The organism is Thioalkalivibrio sp. ALE21 (assembly GCF_003208255.1).
Taxonomy (GTDB): domain Bacteria; phylum Pseudomonadota; class Gammaproteobacteria; order Ectothiorhodospirales; family Ectothiorhodospiraceae; genus Thioalkalivibrio; species Thioalkalivibrio halophilus.
Map to the genome: position 1 here is coordinate 17,830 of NZ_QKMA01000004.1, position 19,581 is coordinate 37,410.

General features: G+C 70.1%; 17 protein-coding genes and 1 other RNA gene. 3 read left to right on the forward strand and 15 right to left on the reverse strand.

The annotated features are described in order from the left end of the window. Positions 1 to 45 precede the first annotated feature (45 nt). From D893_RS04800 to rsmI, 15 genes are all read right to left on the reverse strand, one after another. The gene (locus tag D893_RS04800; protein ID WP_024328179.1) at positions 46 to 996 is read right to left on the reverse strand and encodes a D-alanine--D-alanine ligase; all 951 of its coding nucleotides are present in this window, start codon (positions 994 to 996) and stop codon (positions 46 to 48) included. Beyond that, positions 993 to 1,967, reverse strand: coding sequence for a UDP-N-acetylmuramate dehydrogenase (gene murB / locus D893_RS04805; RefSeq protein ID WP_077244792.1), 975 nt, complete (start codon positions 1,965 to 1,967; stop codon positions 993 to 995). Before murB ends, D893_RS04800 begins: the two co-directional genes overlap by 4 nt. After that, positions 1,964 to 3,388, reverse strand: a complete 1,425-nt coding sequence (gene murC / locus D893_RS04810; RefSeq protein ID WP_024328181.1) for a UDP-N-acetylmuramate--L-alanine ligase — start codon at positions 3,386 to 3,388, stop codon at positions 1,964 to 1,966. Before murC ends, murB begins: the two co-directional genes overlap by 4 nt. Then, positions 3,385 to 4,482 (reverse strand): undecaprenyldiphospho-muramoylpentapeptide beta-N-acetylglucosaminyltransferase, encoded by a 1,098-nt coding sequence (murG, locus tag D893_RS04815; protein WP_110619262.1) that lies wholly within the window; start codon positions 4,480 to 4,482, stop codon positions 3,385 to 3,387. The genes murC and murG overlap by 4 nt, the downstream gene beginning before the upstream one ends. Beyond that, a complete protein-coding gene (gene ftsW, locus D893_RS04820) occupies positions 4,479 to 5,687 on the reverse strand; it encodes a putative lipid II flippase FtsW (protein WP_029681154.1) in 1,209 nt (402 codons plus the stop codon). Before ftsW ends, murG begins: the two co-directional genes overlap by 4 nt. Next, positions 5,684 to 7,036 (reverse strand): UDP-N-acetylmuramoyl-L-alanine--D-glutamate ligase, encoded by a 1,353-nt coding sequence (gene murD / locus D893_RS04825; RefSeq protein WP_110619263.1) that lies wholly within the window; start codon positions 7,034 to 7,036, stop codon positions 5,684 to 5,686. The genes ftsW and murD overlap by 4 nt, the downstream gene beginning before the upstream one ends. Then, positions 7,036 to 8,118, reverse strand: a complete 1,083-nt coding sequence (gene mraY, locus D893_RS04830; RefSeq protein ID WP_024328184.1) for a phospho-N-acetylmuramoyl-pentapeptide-transferase — start codon at positions 8,116 to 8,118, stop codon at positions 7,036 to 7,038. Before mraY ends, murD begins: the two co-directional genes overlap by 1 nt. Next, positions 8,099 to 9,472 carry a UDP-N-acetylmuramoyl-tripeptide--D-alanyl-D-alanine ligase gene (gene murF / locus D893_RS04835; RefSeq protein WP_110619264.1) on the reverse strand — a complete coding sequence of 458 codons (1,374 nt, stop codon included), beginning with the start codon at positions 9,470 to 9,472 and terminating at the stop codon, positions 8,099 to 8,101. The genes mraY and murF overlap by 20 nt, the downstream gene beginning before the upstream one ends. Beyond that, entirely contained in the window at positions 9,469 to 10,986 is a 1,518-nt protein-coding gene (locus D893_RS04840; RefSeq protein WP_018947377.1) for a UDP-N-acetylmuramoyl-L-alanyl-D-glutamate--2,6-diaminopimelate ligase, read from the reverse strand. Before D893_RS04840 ends, murF begins: the two co-directional genes overlap by 4 nt. After that, a complete protein-coding gene (locus D893_RS04845) occupies positions 10,983 to 12,695 on the reverse strand; it encodes a penicillin-binding protein 2 (RefSeq protein ID WP_110619265.1) in 1,713 nt (570 codons plus the stop codon). Before D893_RS04845 ends, D893_RS04840 begins: the two co-directional genes overlap by 4 nt. Beyond that, entirely contained in the window at positions 12,683 to 12,967 is a 285-nt protein-coding gene (ftsL, locus tag D893_RS04850) for a cell division protein FtsL (protein ID WP_018947379.1), read from the reverse strand. Before ftsL ends, D893_RS04845 begins: the two co-directional genes overlap by 13 nt. Continuing rightward, positions 12,967 to 13,902, reverse strand: coding sequence for a 16S rRNA (cytosine(1402)-N(4))-methyltransferase RsmH (gene rsmH / locus D893_RS04855; protein ID WP_110619266.1), 936 nt, complete (start codon positions 13,900 to 13,902; stop codon positions 12,967 to 12,969). Before rsmH ends, ftsL begins: the two co-directional genes overlap by 1 nt. Continuing rightward, complete coding sequence (gene mraZ, locus D893_RS04860) at positions 13,902 to 14,342, reverse strand: division/cell wall cluster transcriptional repressor MraZ (protein WP_018947381.1); 441 nt, start codon at positions 14,340 to 14,342, stop codon at positions 13,902 to 13,904. Before mraZ ends, rsmH begins: the two co-directional genes overlap by 1 nt. A gap of 273 nt (positions 14,343 to 14,615) precedes the next feature. Then, positions 14,616 to 14,970: RNase P RNA component class A (rnpB, locus tag D893_RS04865), an RNA gene on the reverse strand. A gap of 51 nt (positions 14,971 to 15,021) precedes the next feature. After that, positions 15,022 to 15,918 (reverse strand): 16S rRNA (cytidine(1402)-2'-O)-methyltransferase, encoded by an 897-nt coding sequence (gene rsmI, locus D893_RS04870; RefSeq protein ID WP_018947382.1) that lies wholly within the window; start codon positions 15,916 to 15,918, stop codon positions 15,022 to 15,024. 105 nt (positions 15,919 to 16,023) lie between these two features. Between rsmI and D893_RS04875 the strand changes: the two genes are divergently transcribed. The 3 genes from D893_RS04875 to D893_RS04885 are packed head-to-tail and all read left to right on the forward strand — an operon-like array spanning position 16,024 to position 19,573. Further along, positions 16,024 to 17,847 carry a penicillin-binding protein activator gene (locus tag D893_RS04875; RefSeq protein ID WP_246863877.1) on the forward strand — a complete coding sequence of 608 codons (1,824 nt, stop codon included), beginning with the start codon at positions 16,024 to 16,026 and terminating at the stop codon, positions 17,845 to 17,847. Next, entirely contained in the window at positions 17,847 to 18,203 is a 357-nt protein-coding gene (locus tag D893_RS04880) for a YraN family protein (RefSeq protein ID WP_018947384.1), read from the forward strand. Before D893_RS04875 ends, D893_RS04880 begins: the two co-directional genes overlap by 1 nt. Then, positions 18,200 to 19,573, forward strand: coding sequence for an FAD-linked oxidase C-terminal domain-containing protein (locus D893_RS04885; protein ID WP_110619268.1), 1,374 nt, complete (start codon positions 18,200 to 18,202; stop codon positions 19,571 to 19,573). The genes D893_RS04880 and D893_RS04885 overlap by 4 nt, the downstream gene beginning before the upstream one ends. Positions 19,574 to 19,581: the final 8 nt, after the last annotated feature.

Below are 19,581 nucleotides of genomic sequence, written 5' to 3' on the forward strand. Positions count from 1 at the left end.
TGCGCAGCCGCGCGAAGCGCGCTGCCGGCGGGGTGCGCCGGCGATTCATCGCAGCCCTCCGCACTGGAAACTGGAGTCCAGGATGCGCAGGCACAGGGTGTCGAAATCGATCCCCGCCTCGGCCGCCGCCTTGGGCACCAGGCTGTGATCCGTCATGCCGGGCACGGTGTTGATCTCGATCAGATGGTTGTCGCCGTGCTCGTCCTGCAGGATGTCGACCCGTCCCCAGCCGCAGGCTTCCAGCGCGGCAAACGCACCCAGCGCCAGTGACTGCAATTCCAGCAACGAGCTTTCATCCAGTGGCGGCGGGCAGACATACCCGGTGCGGTCCGACTCGTATTTCGCGTGGTAGTCGTAGAACCCGCCGTCGGCACGGATCTCGACCACCGGAAGCGGCTGGTTGTCGAGGATGGCCACGGTGTATTCGTGGCCCTCGATCCACTGTTCGGCGAAGATCTGCCCGGGCTGGCTGCGCGCCGCCTCCCAGGCGGCCGGGAGATCGGCCGCCCGATCCACCCGGGTAATGCCCAGGCTCGAGCCCCCGCGGGCCGGCTTCACGATCAGGGGCAGCCCCAGCGCCTCGGCCACCGCATCCGGGTCGAACCCCGGGTTCAGCAACCGGTAGGGCGCACTGGGCAGGTTGCTCCCGGTCCACAGTCGCTTGCAGGCCAGCTTGTCCATCCCCAGGGCGGAACCCAGCACGCCGGTGCCGGTGTAAGGCATGCCGGCCAGGTCCAGGCAGCCCTGCAGGGCCCCGTCCTCGCCACACTCTCCATGCAGCGCGATGAAGACCCGGTCGAACCCCTCCAGGGGGAGGTGCAGATGCCCCATGTGCGCCCGCGTGAGATCGACCGGATGCGCATCCACGCCCTGACGTCGCAGGGCCGCCAGCACGGCGTTGCCGCTGGCCAGCGAGACCTCGCGCTCTCCGGACCAGCCGCCCATCAATACCGCCACCCGGCCATAGTCGCGGGGCTCTGCGTCGTTACGATTCATGCCGTTCCCTCGCTGTCGTCGCCCGGGTCGATGAACCGGCCCAGGATGCGTACCTCCGGCTCCAGGCGGACGCCGAACCGCTGCTCCACCGTGTTGCGCACCGTGTCGATCAGGCGCTCGATGTCTTCCGCCCGCGCCGTACCGTCGTGGGTGATGAAATTGGCGTGCACCGGCGAGACCTCGGCCGCGCCCGCGCGCAGGCCCTTGAGTCCGGCCGCCTCGATCAGGCGTGCGGCGTGATCGCCTTCCGGATTGCGGAACACCGAACCGCACGACGGCTGACCCAGCGGCTGTTTTGCCGAGCGTTCGCGCAGCAGTTCGCGGATGCGCCGGGTACCGGCCTCCGGGTCGCCCGGGCTCAGACGCAGGGTCGCCCCGGTGAACCACAGGCGCTCGCGCGGATCGAGCCCCTGGACCCGGCGGTAACCCACCCGGAACGCATCCGGGCGGCGGGTTTCCAGGCGACCCTCACGATCGATCACCTCCACCGATTCCACCAGGGGCCAGGTCTCGCCGCCCCAGGCCCCGGCGTTCATCTGCAGGGCGCCGCCCACGGTGCCGGGGATGCCGGCAAGGAACTCCGCCCCCACCAGGCCCTCGCGGGCACAGAAGCGCGCAGCCTGGGCACAGGCCAGCCCGCCGCCCAGGAACACCCGGTCGCCGTCCAGGCGTTTCCGCTCGGCCAGAACGCCCTGCAGATGCACCACCAGCCCGGCAATGCCGCCGTCGCGCACCAGGACGTTGCTGCCGAGGCCAAGAAAGGTGATCGGAAGGTCCGGCGCGAGGCGGGCGACCTGCGCCAGCAGGTTCGCGAGATCCTCGCGGTCCGCCGGGCGGAACAGCCAGTCGGCGTGCCCGCCGGCACGCCATGAGGTCAGCGGCGCCAGCGGTGCCCGCGCCTGCAGTTCGCCGCGTGGCTGCAGCTCGTGCAGATGACGCGCCGCGGCCAGGGCAGGGTCCAGCGGTGTCATGCGCCACCTCCGGTTAGCTCTTGCGGCAGCAGGGCCGCCAGGCGACCGATGTCGCCCGCCCCCTGAGCGATGATCACGTCATCCGCCTGCAGCAGCCCCTCCAGCACGCCGGCCACGTCCGCGGCCTGTTCCACGAAAATCGGCTCGACCTGGCCGCGCAGACGGATGGCCCGCGCCAGGCTGCGCCCGTCTGCGCTCGCGATCGGCGCCTCGCCCGCGGCATACACCTCCAGCAGGATCAGCACGTCGGTCTCCGACAGCGCCTCCACGAAGTCCTCGAACAGGTCGCGGGTGCGGGTGTAGCGATGCGGCTGAAACACGGTGATCCGCCGGCGACCGGGCCAGGCATCCCGCGCCGCGGCCTGGGTCGCGGCGATCTCGCGCGGGTGATGACCGTAATCGTCGACCAGCGTCACCGGCCCGGCCGGCCCCGCCCACTCGTGGACCTGGAACCGCCGCCCGATGCCCTGGAAGCGTTCGAGCGCCGTGGCGATCGCCTCGCGCGGGGCCTCCAGCTCCCAGGCCACGGCGGCCGCGGCCAGAGCATTGAGCACGTTGTGCCGCCCCGGGAGATTCAGGGTGACCGGGAACGGCTCACCGGCCTCCGGCAGTTGCAGGCGGAAATGCGTCTGCACGCCTTCCTGGCGCACATCGAGGGCACGCACGTCGGCCTCGGCATCGATCGCGTAGGTCAGCCGCGGGCGTTCCAGCTCCGGCATCAGCTCGCGCACCTGCGGGTCATCGGCGCACAGGATCGCCAGCCCGTAGAAGGGCAGGTGGTGCAGGAACTCGAGAAAGGTCTCGTGCAGCTGGCGAAAATCATTGCCATAGGTCCCCAGGTGATCGGCATCGATGTTGGTCACGATCGCGAGCAGCGGCTGCAGATGCAGGAACGAGGCATCGCTCTCGTCGGCCTCGGCCACCAGGTAGTCACCGGCGCCCAGGCTCGAGTGGCTGGCGGTGGAATTGAGCCGCCCGCCGATCACGAAGGTCGGATCCATGCCCGCCTCCGCCAGCACGCTGGCCACCAGACTGGTCGTGGTGGTCTTGCCATGGGTCCCGGCGACCGCAATCCCGAAGCGGAAACGCATCAGTTCCGCCAGCATCTCGGCACGCCGCACGATCGGGATACCGCGCTCGCGCGCCGCGGCGACCTCGGGATTGGACGGATCGATGGCCGAAGACACCACCAGCACGTCGGCCTCGGCCACGTTCTCCGGCCGGTGCTCGCCGACCACGCGCACGCCCATCTCCACCAGGCGGTCGATCATCGGCGAGCGGCCCAGGTCCGAACCGGAGACCCGGTAACCCAGCTGATGCAGCACCTCCGCGATGCCGCTCATCCCGGAGCCGCCGATCCCCACGCAGTGGATCCGGCGGATGCGGCGCATCGCATGTTCCGGCAGGCGCGCGTGGCTCATGATCCCTCCCCCGCGGGGCCCGGCCCCGCCAGTTCCACACAGACATCGGCGAGGCGCGCGGCACTGTCGGGGCAGGCCAGCGCCCGCGCGCGTTCGGCACGGTCGCGCAGGGTCTCGCGGTCCAGCGAGCCCAGCAGCTTCGCCAGCGCCTGCGGCTCCAGCTCGGCATCGCGGAAACGCCAGGCCGCCCCGGCGTCCACCAGGGCCTCGGCATTCGCATACTGGTGATCGTCCACCGCATGCGGATACGGCACGAACACCGCGGCCACACCGGCGGCCGCCACTTCGGCTACGGTCAGCGCTCCGGCGCGACAGATCACCAGATCCGCCTCGGCCCAGGCCGCCTCCATGTCCGCGATGAACTCGGTGACCGTGGCTTCCACCCCGGCGTCGGCATACGCCGCGCGGGCTTCTTCCAGGGTGCGCGAGCCGGCCTGGTGCAGAACCTGCGGGCGCTGCTCCGACGGCAGCAGGCCGAGCGCGGCGGGCACCGCGTGATTCAGCGAACGCGCGCCCAGGCTGCCTCCCAGGACCAGGATATTGAGCGGCCCGCCGCGTGCGGCGTAGCGCTCGCCCGGGGCGGGCAGGGCCGCGATCGCGGAGCGCACGGGATTGCCAACCCGCGTGGCGCGCACCCCGGGCGGGAACGCACCGTCGAAACCGGCGAACACGCGGTCGGCGACCTTCGCCAGCCAGCGATTGGTCAGGCCGGCCACCGCATTCTGTTCGTGAATCACCAGGGGGCGTCCCAGGGCCGCGGCCATCAGCCCGCCGGGTCCCGCGGCAAACCCGCCGAAACCGATCACCGCATGCGGGCGAATGCGCCGGAGCAGCAACAGGGCCGCCCACAACGACAGCCCCAGGCGCCAGGGGGCGAAGGCCAGCCCGAGCAGCCCCTTGCCACGCAGGCCCGTGATCGGGAGGGTATGCAGGTCAATCCCGGCCTGCGGCACCAGGCGCGCCTCCACGCCCGCACGAGTCCCCAGCCAGACCACCTCGACCCCGCGCTCGCGCAGGGCCTCGGCCACCGCCAGCCCGGGGAAGACATGGCCGCCGGTACCGCCGGCCATGATCAGCACGCGCGGGGCCGTCATGCCGCACCTCCGCTCTGCCGGGCGGCGCGCGAACGCCGGCGAGGCACCGGGGCCGGCGCCGGGGTCCGCGCCTCGCGGGCCACCCGCAGCACCAGACCGACCGCAATCATACTGACGATCAGCGAACTGCCGCCGTAGGACAAAAACGGCAGCGTCATCCCCTTGGTCGGCAGCAGCCCCATGTTCACGCCCATGTTCAGGGCCGCCTGCAGGCCCAGCCAGATCGCCACGCCGAAGCTCAGATGGGCACCGAAGGCATGACCGCTGCGCTGGGCCTCCAGGCCGATGCGCAGGCAGCGCCAGACCAGCCCTGCGAACAGTGCGATCAGCACCAGCACACCGAAGAAACCGAACTCCTCGGCGAACACCGCGAACAGGAAATCGTTGTGCGCCTCCGGCAGGTAGAACAGCTTCTGCACCGAGCCGCCCAGGCCCGAGCCGGTGACCCCGCCGGAGCCGATCGCGATCAGCGACTGGGTCAGCTGAAAACCGCTCGCGAACGGGTCCTGCCACGGGTCCAGGAACGCCGTCAGGCGCGCCACGCGGTAAGGGGCCGCGACCGCGGCGACCGCCATGCCCGCCGCGATCGTGCCCCCCAGCGCGAGGAACTGCGACAGGCGGGCGCCGGCGAGGAACAGCATGCCCATGCCGATCGCCAGCATGATCGCGGCCCCGCCGAAATCCGGCTGCAGCAACAGCAGGACGGTACCCGCCCCCAGCACCACCAGGGGACGCACGAACCCGGCCAGCTGCAGGCGCAGGGTGGAGTAATGACGCACGATGTAGCCCGCCAGGTACATCACCACCAGCAGCTTGGCCAGCTCGGCCACCTGCAGGTTGAACGCTCCGATCGGGATCCAGCGGGTTGCCCCGTTGACCGTGCGTCCGACGCCGGGCAGCAGGACCACCACCAGGATCAGCAGGAACAGCGCCAGCAGCCACGGGCCAGCGCGTTCCCAGCGCGCCAGCGGCACGTTCCATGCCGCCACCGCGGCCATCGTACCCAGCGCGGCAAACAACACCTGGCGCTGCAGAAAGTGCCAGGCATTGCCGAAATCACGCGCGCCCATCTCCATGGAGGCCGAAGCGACCATCACCAGCCCCAGCGCGACCAGCGCCGCGGTCAACGCCAGCAGCGGCAGGTCCACCTCCTGCTGCAGGCGCCGGACCATGGGCGAAGTCGGCTGGCTGACCGGGGCGCTCATGCGGCCAGCTCCCGCACGGCCCGGGCGAAGTCATCACCCCGGGCGCGATAGTCCGGATACATGTCCAGGCTGGCGCAGGCGGGCGACAGCAGCACGGTGTCACCCGGCTGCGCCCATTCTGCGGCATGCGCCACCGCCGCATCCATGTCGTCGACCCGCTGCACCGGCACCACCGGGGCGAGGGCACGCGCGATCAACGGCGCGTCCTCGCCCAGCAGCACCGCGCCGCGCACCTTGCCGGCCAGCTGGTCGGCCAGCGGGGCAAAATCCTGCCCCTTGGCCTGCCCGCCCGCGATCAGGACCAGCGGCCCGGGCGTGCCGCGCAGTGCGGCCAGGGTGGCACCGAGGTTGGTGCCCTTGGAATCGTTGATCCAGTCCACGCCGTCGACCGAGGCGATCCACTGCGAGCGATGCGGCAGCCCCGGGAAATCGGCCAGCGCCGCCAGGGCCCGCGCCCGGCGCCCCGCCGAGTCCAGCCACGGCCAGACCAGGCCCAGTGCGGCCAGGGCGTTGGCCCAGTTGTGCTGGCCGCGCATGCGCAGGCGCGCGGTCTCCAGCAGGGCCTGGCCGCCGCGACACAGTTGCGGTCCCTCCCCGTGGCCGCCGACACACACGCCCCAGTCGGCGTCCGCCGCCGGCGCGCCCAGACCGAAGGTCTCGCGCGCCATGCCCGGCGGGGTGGTCAGCTCCGCCACCATCGGGTCGTCACGATTGAGCAGTCCGCGCCGCGCGCCGCGGAACACCCGCTGCTTGGCGCGCAGGTAGGCGGCCATGTCCGGATGGCGATCGAGGTGATCCGGCGACAGGTTGAGCACTACGGCAGCAGCGGGCGCAAGCTCGTGACACCGTTCCAGCTGGAAGCTGGACAGCTCCAGCACGAACACCTCCGGGTCGCGTTCCAGCAGGTCCAGCGCCGGGGTCCCGTAGTTGCCCCCCATCGCCATCGCGTAGCCGGCCGCATCCAGCAGCTCGCCGACCAGCGCGGTCACCGTGCTCTTGCCGTTGGAACCGGTGATCGCGATCACCGGGGCTCCGGCCTCGCGGGCGAACAGGTCGATATCCCCGGTGACTTCGGCGCCGGCCTCACTTGCGGCGGCGATCACCGGGTGTTCCAGGGCCACCCCGGGCGAGACGATCAGGCGACGCACCCCGCTCGCATCCAGGCCGTCCAGCGGGCCGACCCAACGCTCGTTCAGGATCCGCGCCAGTTCGGGATCGTCACAGGCCGGCGGCTCGCGACGGGTATCGGTAACCGCAAACGACATCCCGCGCGCGAGCAGGTAACGCGCCACCGACTGCCCGGTGGCGCCCAGCCCGACGATCAGGTTGTCGCTTCGCAGCCGTTCCATCAGCGCACCTTCAGGGTCGCCAGACCGATGAGGACGAACACCACGGTCAGGATCCAGAAACGCACGATCACGCGCGGCTCCGGCCAGCCCTTGAGTTCGAAGTGGTGATGCAGCGGCGCCATGCGGAACATCCGCCGTCCGGTCAGCTTGAACGAGGCGACCTGCAGCATGACCGAGACGGTCTCCAGCACGAACACGCCGCCCATGATCAGCAGCACGATCTCCTGGCGGGTCAAGATCGCCATCATCCCCAGCGCCGCGCCCAGGGCGAGGGCCCCGACATCGCCCATGAACACCTGCGCGGGATAGGTGTTGAACCACAGGAACCCGAGCCCCGCCCCCACCAGCGAGGCGGCGAAGATGCCCACCTCGCCAACCCCGGGGACCGCGGGAATGCCGAGATAGTCGGCGAACACCGCATGGCCCGCGGCATAGGCGAAGATGCCCAGCGCACCGGCCACCAGCACCGCCGGCATGATGGCCAGCCCGTCGAGCCCGTCGGTCAGGTTGACCGCATTGGACGAGCCCACCACCACCAGCCACACCAGCGGGATGAACAGCCAGCCCAGACTGAATTCGATGTCCTTGAACACCGGCAGATAAAAGGTGGTTTCCACCGGATCCTGGGCCGTGAGCATGATCACCCCGGCGGCCACCAGGGCGAACAGGGTCTGCCACAGCAGCTTGGATTTCGCCGACAGCCCCTGGCTGTTGCCGTAACGCAGCTTGAGGTAGTCATCCCAGCCGCCGACGGCGCCGAAGGCCAGCGTGGTCAGCAGCACGATCCAGACGAAACGATTCGTCAGGTCGCTCCACAGCAGGGTGGCCACCGCCACGGCCACCAGGATCAGCGCACCGCCCATGGTGGGCGTGCCGGCCTTGCTCAGGTGCGATTCGGGGCCGTCCTCGCGGATGTTCTGGCCCACCTTGCCCAGGGTCAGACGGCGAATCACCGAGGGACCGATCAGGAGCGCGATCGCCAGCGCCGTGACCACCCCGAGGATGGCGCGCAGGGTCAGGTACTGGAAGACCGTGAACCCGGTATGGAACTGGGCGAGATATTCAGTCAGTGCGAACAGCATCCGCCGCCTCCGGGTTCAGGGGCTGCGCGTCCAGCGCGTCCACGATGGATTCCATGTGCTGGCTGCGCGAACCCTTGACCAGCACGGTGGTTCGCTCGTCCAGCAACCCCTGCAGACGCGCGACCAGTGCGGCATGATCGGGGAACCACTCGCCCTGCTCGCCGAAGGCATCGGCGGTTTCGCGGCCCAGCTCGCCGAGCGCCAGGCAGAAATCGATCCCCATGGCGCGGGCCTCCCGCCCGGTGGCCACGTGCAGGGCCGCTGCATCGCCGCCCAGCTCGCCCATTTCCCCCAGCACCAGGATGCGCCGACCGGGCACCGCCGCCAGCACCTCCAGACCGGCCCGCAGAGAATCGGGGTTGGCGTTGTAGCTGTCGTCCCAGATGCGGGCACCGCCTGCGTGCTGCAGTGCCTGCAGGCGGCCGGCGACCGGGCGCCAGTCGCTCAGTCCCTGCGCGATGATGTCGATCGCGGCGCCCGCGGCATTGGCGGCGGCAGCGGCCGCCACGGCATTCGCCGCGACATGGCGGCCGGGACCGGCAAGGCGGATCTCGCGGCTGGCACCGAGGATCGTGAGGCGCAGGCGATCCGGGGCGACCCACACGCCCTCAACCTCGCCGCCCCCCTCGAGGGAGAAGCGCTGCAGATGATGATGCTCGTTGAGCGACAGCCAGTAGTCGGCGAACGGGTCGTCCAGATTCACCACCGCGGTCCCGCCCTGGGCCGGCAGGCCCGAGTAGATCTCGGCCTTGGCGTGCGCCACGCCTTCCAGGCTGCCGAAGCCTTCGAGGTGCGCATGACCGGCGTTGGTGATCATGGCGACGTGCGGCTGAGTCCATGCGGCCATGCGGCCGATCTCGCCGGCGTGGTTGGCGCCCAGTTCGATCACCGCGAAATCGGTATCCTCCGGCATCGCCAGCAGGGTCAGCGGTGTCCCGATCTCGTTGTTCAGGTTGCCTTCGGTGGCATGCACCCGCCCCATGCGCGCGAGGATCGAGCGCAGCATCTCGCGGGTGGTGGTCTTGCCGTTGGAGCCGGTCAGCGCGATCACCCGCGCGCGGCACAGCCTGCGCCAGGTCGCGGCCAGCCGCCCCAGGGCCTCGCCGGTGTCGGGCACCACTACCTGGGCCTGCGGCAGGTCTTCGCGGGCGCGGCGGACCAGCAGCACCGGTGCCGGCAAGTCGGCGTGCAGATGGTCATGGGCATCAAAGTTCGGACCGCGCAGGGCGACGAACAGCCCGCCTTCACGCGGGTTACGCGTGTCGCTGAACACGCCGGTGAATGCCACCCCGGCGTCCCCCTGCAGGCGCCCGCCCACGGCGGTCGCCAGTTCTCCGGCCGTCATCCGGATCATCGCTCCCCCTCCCCGGAAATCCCCTCGCGCGCCAGCCGGGCGGCCAGCTCGCGATCACTGAATGGATGAAACCGGTCACCGATCTGCTGGGTGGTTTCGTGCCCCTTGCCCGCCAGCAGCACGATGTCGCCCGGCCCGGCATCGGCGACCGCGGTACGCACCGCGGCTTCGCGGTCGCCCATCTCGCGGCAGCGCGCGGGATCGTCACAGCCCTGCAGCACCGCCTGGCGGATGGCCGCCGCATCCTCGTGGCGCGGATTGTCATCGGTCACGATCACCCGGTCCGCGGCACGCATGGCCACGCGCCCCATCGCCGGACGCTTGCCCCGGTCGCGATCGCCGCCGCAGCCGAAGACCACAAAGAGGCGGCCACGCACGTGCGGACGCAACGCACTCAATGCGGCCTCCAGGGCCTGCGCGGTGTGGGCGTAATCGACCACCAGCTGGGCTCCGCCCGGCAGATCGTGGCGCTCCATGCGGCCGGGGACCCCGGGCAGCTCGGCCACCGCGTCCGCGGCGGCCTCCCAGGCATGTCCGAGGGCATGCAGGGCGGCCAGAGTGGCCAGCAGGTTCTCGACCTGAAACCGTCCGTACAGCCGCGACCGCACCGGCACGCGCCGCCCGTCGGCAACGAGGACGAAGTGCAGTCCCTCCGGGCCGGCCTGGATGGCCTCGGCGCGCGCCATCGCTGCGGAAGACTCCAGCCCCCAGGTGACGTCGGTGATGCCCTCGGGCACCGGACGGCGCAGGAGCTCGTGACCAAGCTCGTCATCGGCGTTGATCACCCGCGTGCACAGTCCCGGGCGGTCGAACAGCGTGGCCTTGGCCTCGGCATATGCGGCCTGGCTGCCATGGAAGTCCAGATGATCCGTGCCCAGGCGGGTCAGCACCGCGACGCGCACCGGGACCCCGTCCAGACGCCCCTGGACGAGCCCGTGCGAAGAGGCCTCCAGCGCCGCGGCTTCGCAGCCTTCGCGCGCCAGCCCGGCCAGATGCCGGTGGAGCTCGAGCACGCCCGGGGTCGTGTGCCCGGCCGGGTGCAGCTGCCCCGGACGCCCGACGCCCAGGGTGCCGACCAGGCCGGCCGGGGTACCCAGACGTTCGAGTGCCGCTGCGATCAGATGTGTCACCGAGGTCTTGCCATCGGTGCCGGTCACCGCGACGATCGGCGCGGCCTCCGGCCAGGCACCGAATACCCGCTGCGCCATGGCTGGCAGCAGAGCACGCAGCCCCGGAACATGAACGCAGGGCGCGCCAGGCGAGGCGGCGGAGGGGCCCGCATCGGCCTCGTCCCACAGGATCACGCCGGCGCCGCGCGCCGCGGCATCCTCGGCGTGGGCCAGACCGTGCTCGCGGGTTCCCCGGAGGGCCACGAACCCGGCGCCCGGGGTCACCGCGCGGCTGTCCTGCACAAGGTCGGTCACGACCAGCGGGCCGTGGCCATCCAGGGCCTCGGGAAACTGCGCGTGCAGATCCACCCCGGCCACCCGTGGATCGGTCGCCGCGGCGGTCATGGCTGCGCCTCCTCGCCGGTGGCGAGCTGCATCGGGATCTCGGGCATCGCGTCCGGACGCACGTTGTACATGCGCAGGGCCGAGGCGGTGACCTCGCGGAACACCGGCGCCGCCACCGCCCCGCCGTAATGCACGTCGGCGGGTTCGTCCACGACCACCGCCATGACGAACCGTGGCTCGGATGCCGGGACCAGACCGACGAAACTGGAGTAGTAACGGTCCTCGGCATAACCGCCGCGCACCGCCTTGCGCGCGGTGCCGGTCTTGCCGGCGACCCGATATCCGTCGATCACGGCCTGGCGCGCGGTGCCCTCGCTGCCCACGGTGTGTTCCATCATCGCGCGCAGGCGTCCGGCGGTGTCCGCGGTCATCACCCGTTGCGGCTCGCGGGCATCATCCGCGGTCTCGACCAGGCGCACCGGCAGGCGACGCCCGTCATTGGCAAAGGCCGTATAGCCGGCAGCCAGCTGCAGCGGCGTGACCGCGAGCCCGTAACCGTAACCGAGCGTGGCCTGCTCGACCTCGCGCCAGGCGGTGAAGTCGCGCAGGGTGCCACGCGCCTCGCCCGGAAAATGCAGGCCGGTTGCCTGTCCGAAACCGGCGCGGTGCAGCGTCTGCCAGAAATCGGCCGGCTCGGTGTCCAGGGCGAGACGCGTTGCGCCCACGTTGGAGGACCGCGCGATCAGCGTAGTCAGGTCGATGGTGCCGTAGTCGCGCAGATCGCGGACCGTCAGACGCCCCACCTGCATGGTGCCGGGCGCGGTGTCCAGGGTCACGTGTGGGTCGACCGCATCGGCATCCAGGGCCGCCGCGACGGTAAACGGCTTGATGACCGAGCCGGGTTCGAACGCGTCCACGACCGCCCGGTTGCGAGCGCGGTCGGAGCGGATCGAACTGCGATTGTTGGGGTTGAAACCGGGCTGATTGACCATTGCGAGGATGTCGCCGCTGCGCGCATCCAGCAGCACGGCCGATCCGCCGCGCGCATCGTGACGCTGCACCGCAGCCTTGAGTTCGCGGTAGGCGAGGAACTGCAGCCGCGCGTCCAGCGTCAGCTGCAGGGGATTGCCTTCACGCGCCGGACGGATGCTGGCAACGTCGCGGATGGTGCGACCATGCCGGTCGCGCAACACCCGTTTGGCGCCCGGCTGCCCCGAGAGCCAGTAGTCGAACGCGAGCTCGACCCCTTCCTGGCCCTGGTCGTCGATGTCGGTGTAGCCCAGCACATGCGCTACCGCCTCACCATGCGGATAGTAACGGCGGAACTCGCGCGTCAGGGACACTCCGGGCACGCGCAGGGCGGCCACGGCTTCGGCCCGCGCCGGCAGCATGTGCCGACGCAGATAGACGAACTCGCGGTCGGCGCGGCTCTCGATCCGCTCCGCCAGGATCTCGCGGTCCATATCCAGGGCCGCGGCCAGCTCGCCCCAGCGCTCGCGCGCCTCCAGCAGCGCCCCCGGATGCGCCCATGCGGTCTGCACCGGTGCCGAGATCGCCAGCGGTTCTCCGTGGCGATCGGTAATCGCACCGCGGTGGGCGGTCTCGGTCAGCGTGCGCACCTGACGCGCCTCCCCCTGGGCGGACAGGAACTCGCTCTTGAACATCTGCAGATCGGCGGCGCGCAGTACCAGCGCGATCAGCACCAGGACCAGCAGGACGACCAGCGTCCGTAGCCGACCCATTGAGATTTCGCGTTTCAGCGCACCCATGCGTCCCTCCCGATCACCACGAGGCGATCCGCATCGGGGCGCGACATGCCAAGTTCCTCGCGCGCATGACGCTCGATACGCCCGGGCGTCGCCCAGGTGGACTGCTCGATCTGCAGCCGGGTCCATTCCAGGTTGAGCCGGTCGCGCTCGGCCAGCACCGCCTGCTGCTCAACGAACGCCTGACGCGCCTCGTGGCGCGCCACCACCACGCCAATCGCCGACGCAAACGCGCCCACCGACAGCGCGACGATCGCGAGCCCGCGCCAGACCATCAGTTGCGCTCCGCCACGCGCAGCACGGCCGAACGTGCCCGCGGATTGCGTTGCTGTTCCCCGGCATCCGCCCGCACCGGCTTCCCCAGCGGGCGCAACGGACGCGGTGCCGCCTCCGGGATGACCGGCAGCCCGCGCGGGAGGCGGGGCGCATCGTCACGGTCCCCGCGGAAGGCCCGCTTGACCATGCGATCTTCCAGCGAATGAAACGCGATCACCACCAGGCGCGCCCCGGCCGGCAGGACCTCGGGAATGGTTTCCAGCCACGTCTCCAGCTCGCGCAGCTCGGCGTTCACGTGAATGCGCAGGGCCTGGAAGGTGCGGGTCGCGGGGTGCTTGCCGGGTTCGCGCCGGGGGGCCGCGCCACGCACCAGTTCCGCCAGCTGCGCGGTGCGGGTGATCGGGGCGTCGGCACGAGCGCGCACGATCGCCCGGGCGATGCGCCGCGAGAAACGCTCCTCGCCGTACTGGTAGATCACGTCCGCGATCTCCTTTTCCTCGGCGCGCGCCAGCCAGTCGGCCGCACTTTCGCCGGACGACGGGTCCATGCGCATGTCCAGCGGGCCGTCATGCTGGAAACTGAAACCGCGCGCGGCATCGTCCAGCTGCGGCGATGACACCCCGAGATCGAGGAACACGCCATCCGGCCGGCGATCGGGGTAACGCTGCCGCAGCACCTCGGCCATGGACGAGAACGGCGCGGGCTCGAACGCGAAACGCGGGTCCCCCAGAAACGAAGAGGCGGCCTCGGCCGCCTCGGGATCCCGGTCCATCGCCAGCAGGCGACCGTCCGGCCCCAGACGGTCAAGCAAGGCGCGGCTGTGCCCGCCCCGTCCGAAAGTACCGTCCACGTAAAAACCATCAGCGCGCACCGCCAGCCCCTCGAGCACGGTGTCCAGCATGACCGGGACATGGGCCTGTCGCTGTTCCTGCATCACAGCGAGATCGACTCGAGTTCATTTGCATCGATGCCTTCATCGAACATCTCCTCGCAGCGCTGATCCCACGTAGCCTGGTCCCAGATCTCGAACTTCTTGCCCTGCCCCAGCAGGGCGACCTGCTTGTCCATGCCGGCGAACTTGCGCAGCGGCTGCGGCAACAGCAGACGACCGTTGCCGTCGAGCTCGCAGTCGGAGGCATGACCGACCAGAAGCCGCTGCAGCCGGACTACGGCTGGCTTGAGATTGGGGCGCGACATCAGGTTCTGCTCGACCCGTTCCCATTCGGGCCGCGGGTACATCAGGAGACAGCGATCGGGATGAACGGTCACCACCAGCTGGCCATCACAGGACGCCACAAGCTCGTCGCGATAGCGCGCCGGCATGGCGAGGCGCCCCTTCGCATCCAGATTGAGCTGACTGACGCCTCGGAACATGGCCGTGTACGGTGGATTCCCACCTTCTCCCACTTTTTCCCACTTCAATCCACTATAGGTACACCCCTGTTGAGGGTCAAGGAAAAACGGGCTTGCCAGAGAAAAATAAGCCTTGCATCACAGAGACTTATGAGTCTCTGCACAAGAGATACAGGAACGGGGAAAGATACGTTCAAAACCAGATGCCTGGCTCGAACTCTTGAGAAATCACTTGATCATTTCGCGAGCGCCCGGCCGGGGCACGCGAGAGACGCGGGGACAATGGTGGGGAAAAGTGGGAGCCGGCCTGTAAGCCGGGTTCTGTCGAGAACGATCATTCATCTGGGACGTCCGTCACCGGACGCCTCAAGCAGCCTACCCGGGTGCGATGCGGGCCACACCATGCACCCCTATTTGGCCTTGCTCCGGACGGGGTTTACCGTGCCACGGACTGTTACCAGCCGTGCGGTGCGCTCTTACCGCACCATTTCACCCTTGCCTGTGCCCGGACGAGCCGGGCCATCGGCGGTATGTTTTCTGCTGCACTTTCCGTCGGCTCGCGCCGCCCAGGTGTTACCTGGCGTCCTGCCCTGCGGAGCCCGGACTTTCCTCCACGCCACACGGACGCAGCGACCGCCCGGCCGACTCCCGCCTCCCTTTTACCCGCGCCCTGCTCCGGATGCAAGGATATCCGGGGCAGTCAGGCGGGATCATCGCCCTCTTCGCGGTCCGCCTGCTGCAGTTCCAGCGCGCGGGCGTAGAGCCGATTGCGCGGCAGCCCGGTGGCGTCCGCCAGCAGGCGCGCGGCCCGCTTGACCGGAAGCTCGGCGACCAGGCCGGCCAGCAGCCGTTCCTGTTCACCCGACAGCGCGTCGCCGTCTTCGTCGACGGCCGGCGCCGGGGCCAGCACCAGCACGAATTCGCCGCGCGTACGCCAGGCATCCGCCTCCAGCCATTCGGGCAGGCGGCCGGCCGGACCGTAATAATGTTCCTCGTATTGCTTGGTCAGCTCGCGCCCCAGGAACACGGAGCGGTCCGGGGCCTGCGCCGCCAGCTCCCGGGCCGCCGCAAGGATGCGATGCGCGGACTCGAACACGATGCCGGTCTGCGGACGCGCCAGCAGTTCGGCCAGGCGTCTTTCGCGCGCGCCGGCGGCGTGCGGCAGGAAACCGTCAAAACAGAACCGGTCGCTCGGCATCCCCGAGACCGCCAGCGCGGCCAGGGGGGCGCTCGGGCCGGGCACCGCGCGCAGGGCATGGCCGGCTTCGCGGGCCCCGCGGACCAGGCGGAACCCGGGATCCGACACCAGCGGGGTGCCCGCATCCGAGATCAGCGCCACATCTTCGCCCGCGGCCAGCTGCGCGAGCAGGCCCGCGACGCGCTGTTCTTCGTTGTGTTCGTGCAGACTGACCAGCGGCGTGTCGATGCCCAGCGGCGCCAGCAGCGCGCGGCTGTGACGCGTATCCTCCGCCGCGATGCGCGAGACATGCGACAATACATCCCGGGCGCGCTGCCCCAGATCGGCCCGGTTGCCGATCGGGGTGGCCACCACCCACAGGGTTCCGCCCTGCGTTGACACTGTTTCGCGCGCTTCCAATACTGACTCCTTATCGCCAATCCGATGTCTGCCGTGAACCGACTCCCGCTCCCCCTCCGCCCGTTACACCGCTCCGTGCCGGGCCCGGGCCTGACGCGCCCGCTCATGGTACTGCTGGCGGCCGGCCTGATGGCCGCCTGCGCTGCGCCGCAACCGGATCCCGCGGCGACACCGGACCCGGACCCCGAAATCCCGGCCGAGATCGAGCTGGCCCCCGAGCCGCTGGCCGAGCATCGGCTCGAGCGGATCGAGGCGTTGCCGGACGAGCAGGCCGAGCCGGAGGAATTGCGGGCCGCAATCGACGCGGTGCTGGCGCTGGACCCGGTCCCGGAACCGCTGCTGGAACGCGCGGAGGCGGCCTGGAACCGCTTGCCCGACGCGGAGCCACGCCCGCTTGCCGACCGCGTGCGCGGCGGCTGGCTGGCCTGGCACCGCGGGGAGGCCGACCCCGCGGCCGAGCGCCTGGGGGCCGACGATCCGGATGATCCGACACGCACCCCGGAATTCCATCGGCGCGGCATGGAGCTGCATGCCCGGCTGCTGGAATGGGAACAGCAATGGTATCAGGCCCTGAATGTGCGATTTCGGCTGGATTCGCTGCTGACCCTGGAACCCGATCTGCAGACCGCCAACCATGAGCGGATCTGGGGCCTGATGGCCGCCCTGCGCCCGACCCAGCGGGAACGACTCGGGCGCGAGAACATCGTCGGGGCCGATGGCTGGCACGATCTGTTCCGGGGACTGGGCCGGGCGGACGATGCCGCTGCGGCGGAAACGTTCGCCCGACGCTGGCAGCAAGCCTTCCCCCGGCATCCCGCGAACAGCCATCTCCCGGAACTGCTCGCCGCGTCACCCGCCAGCGCGGATCCGGCCGGAGATACGGTGGTCCTGCTGCCATTGTCGGGCAATCTGGCCGGCCTGGGAGAGGCGGTTCTCGACGGCATCACCCGGGCACATTATGCCGACGGCCAGGGGCAGCTCCGGGTGCGCGACACCCGGGGCGATCCACGCCAGGCCGTTGCGCTTTACCGGGATGCAGTACTCGAAGGTGCCGATCACATTATCGGCCCGCTGCAGCGCGATGCCGTCGCCGCGGTCGCCGACCTCGAGGAACATCGGCCCGGGGTGCTCCTCAACCGCACCGCCAACGCCCTGCCGCGCGGCATAACCACACTGGCGCTGGATCCCGAGGCCGACGCCCGCGCCGTTGCCGACCGCGCGGCTCGCACCGGCTGGGGCGCCGGCCTCGGCATCATCGCCGAGGGGGCCTTCGGTGATCGCCTGGCATCCGCATGGTCACTGGCCGCCGAGGAACACGGGGCACCCCCACGGGAGGTGGCGCGAGTAGACACCCGTGCCGGGGACCTCAACGACCGCATCGCCGCCCACGTCGGGATTGATCGCAGTCGCGAGCGCATTGCGTCGGTGTCCCGGCGCCTCGGACTCGGTCTTGAAGGCGACCCGCAGATTCGCGCCGATGTCGGTTACATCTTCGTCGCGGGCAGCGCTGCCGACGTACGCCGCATCGCGCCGCATCTGCACTTCCACCAGGCGTCGCGCCTGCCGATGATGTCCACGCCACATGTCTATCCGGGCCGCCCCGACGCCTCGCGCGACCGCGATCTCAACGGGATCGCATTTCCGGATGCGCCCGGTCTGTTCAGTGAAATCGCCGCGCTCGGGAACACCGGAGCCGAGCCGCTGCGGGAACAATCCGGGCTGCCGCGCTTCTATGCCCTGGGCATGGACGCCCGGCGCCTGGCCGTACGCGCCGACACTAGCTACGCGGCCCCGCATACGACGCTCGTCGGTACCGCCGGCGAGTGGCAACTCAACCCGTTGACCGGTGACTGGCAGCGGACGCCGGCCTGGGCGCGGTTCGTTCGTGGTGAACCCCGGCGGCTGGACGCCGCGACTCCCTCGGACTGATGTTCCGTCCGGGAGAATCCGGCCAGCAGGCCGAACAACGCGCCGCGCGCTATCTCCAGGATCGCGGGCTGCGCCTGGTGGCCAGCAATGTCCGGCGGCCCTGGGGCGAGCTGGACCTGGTTCTGCGTGAGGGGGACACCGTGGTCTTCGTCGAGGTCCGCATGCGCAGCAATCAGGATTACGGAGGCGGACTGGAGAGCGTCGACCGGCGCAAGCGCCGCAAGCTGGTGCGCATGGCGGAAACCTGGATGCTGGAGGAAGACTGGAACGGCCCGGCGCGCTTCGACGTGGTGGCGCTGGACGGTGATGGCGGGGTGGAATGGATCGTGGACGCGATCCGGGCGGACGACTCATGAGCGATCTGGCGCGCGAGATCGAACGTCTGCTGCCGCCGGAGGACCGCCTGCTGGACCCGGCGGACTGCTGGGCCTATGGCGCCGACAATTCGCGCCTGCACGCCGCGCCCGAAGCCGTGGCGTTCGCCCGCGACAGTCAGACCGTCGTGGAACTTGTACGCCTGTGCCGGCGCCTCGGGGCGCCGCTGGTGGCGCGCGGCCGGGGCACGGGCACAACCGGCGCGGCGGTTCCCGACCGCGGCGGACTGGTGCTGTCACTGGAGCGCATGAACCGCATCGTGGATGTGGATCCCGCGAATCGGTGGCTGATTGCCGAACCCGGGGTCACCAACGCCGAGATTCAGGCCGCGGCAGGCGAACACGGGTTCTTCTGGCCCCCCGATCCGACCAGTGCCGCGTATTGCACCCTGGGAGGGAATCTCGCCTACAACTCGGCCGGGCCGCACGCGGTGAAGTACGGTACACCGCGCGACAATACGCTGGGTCTGGAGGCCGTCGCAGGCACCGGGGAGCACTTTCGCACCGGCGTACGCACCACCAAGGGCGTGGTCGGCTACGACCTCACCCGCCTGCTGATCGGCTCGGAGGGAACTCTGGGGATCATCACCCAGGCGACCCTCAAGCTGACACCCCGTCCGGAGTGCACCCGCCTGCTGCAGGCGGTCTACCCGACCATCGATGCGGCGGCCCGGGCAGTCGCAAGACTGATGGCGCGCGCGGAGTCGCCTTCGGCGCTGGAGTTCATGGATCGCTCGGCTATCGGGATGATCCGCGGTTATGGCGGGGTGGAACTGCCGGAAGCCGCCGGAGCCATCCTGATGATCGAGTCCGACGGTCCTGCCGAGATCATCGAGACCCGGATCGACGGGATCCGCCGGACGGCCGCCGAAGGGGCCCTGAGCGTGGATGTCGCCGACACACCGGAGGCGATGGACCGTCTCTGGCAGGTACGCAAGGCCCTGTCACCGGCGCTGCGGACCATTGCCCCGAAGAAGATCAACGAAGATGTCGTGGTGCCGGTATCGCGGATCCCCGCCCTCATCGGCGGCCTCGAGGAACTGGCCGAGCGGCATGCCATCCGCATCGTCAATTTCGGCCACGCCGGCAACGGCAACATCCACGTGAACCTGCTGGTCAATCCGGACGACCCGGAAGAGATGCACCGGGCCGAAGTGTGTCTGGATGAAGCGTTCCGCCTCGTCCTGTCGCTCGACGGCAGCCTGTCGGGGGAACATGGTGTGGGACTGGTCAAACGACCGTTCGTGGATCGCGAACTGGATCCGGCCGCACTGACGCTGATGGAAGGGGTGCGGGCGGTGTTCGATCCGGACGGGATTCTCAATCCGGGGAAGGCGCCGCCCGCGCCCTGACGACCGCC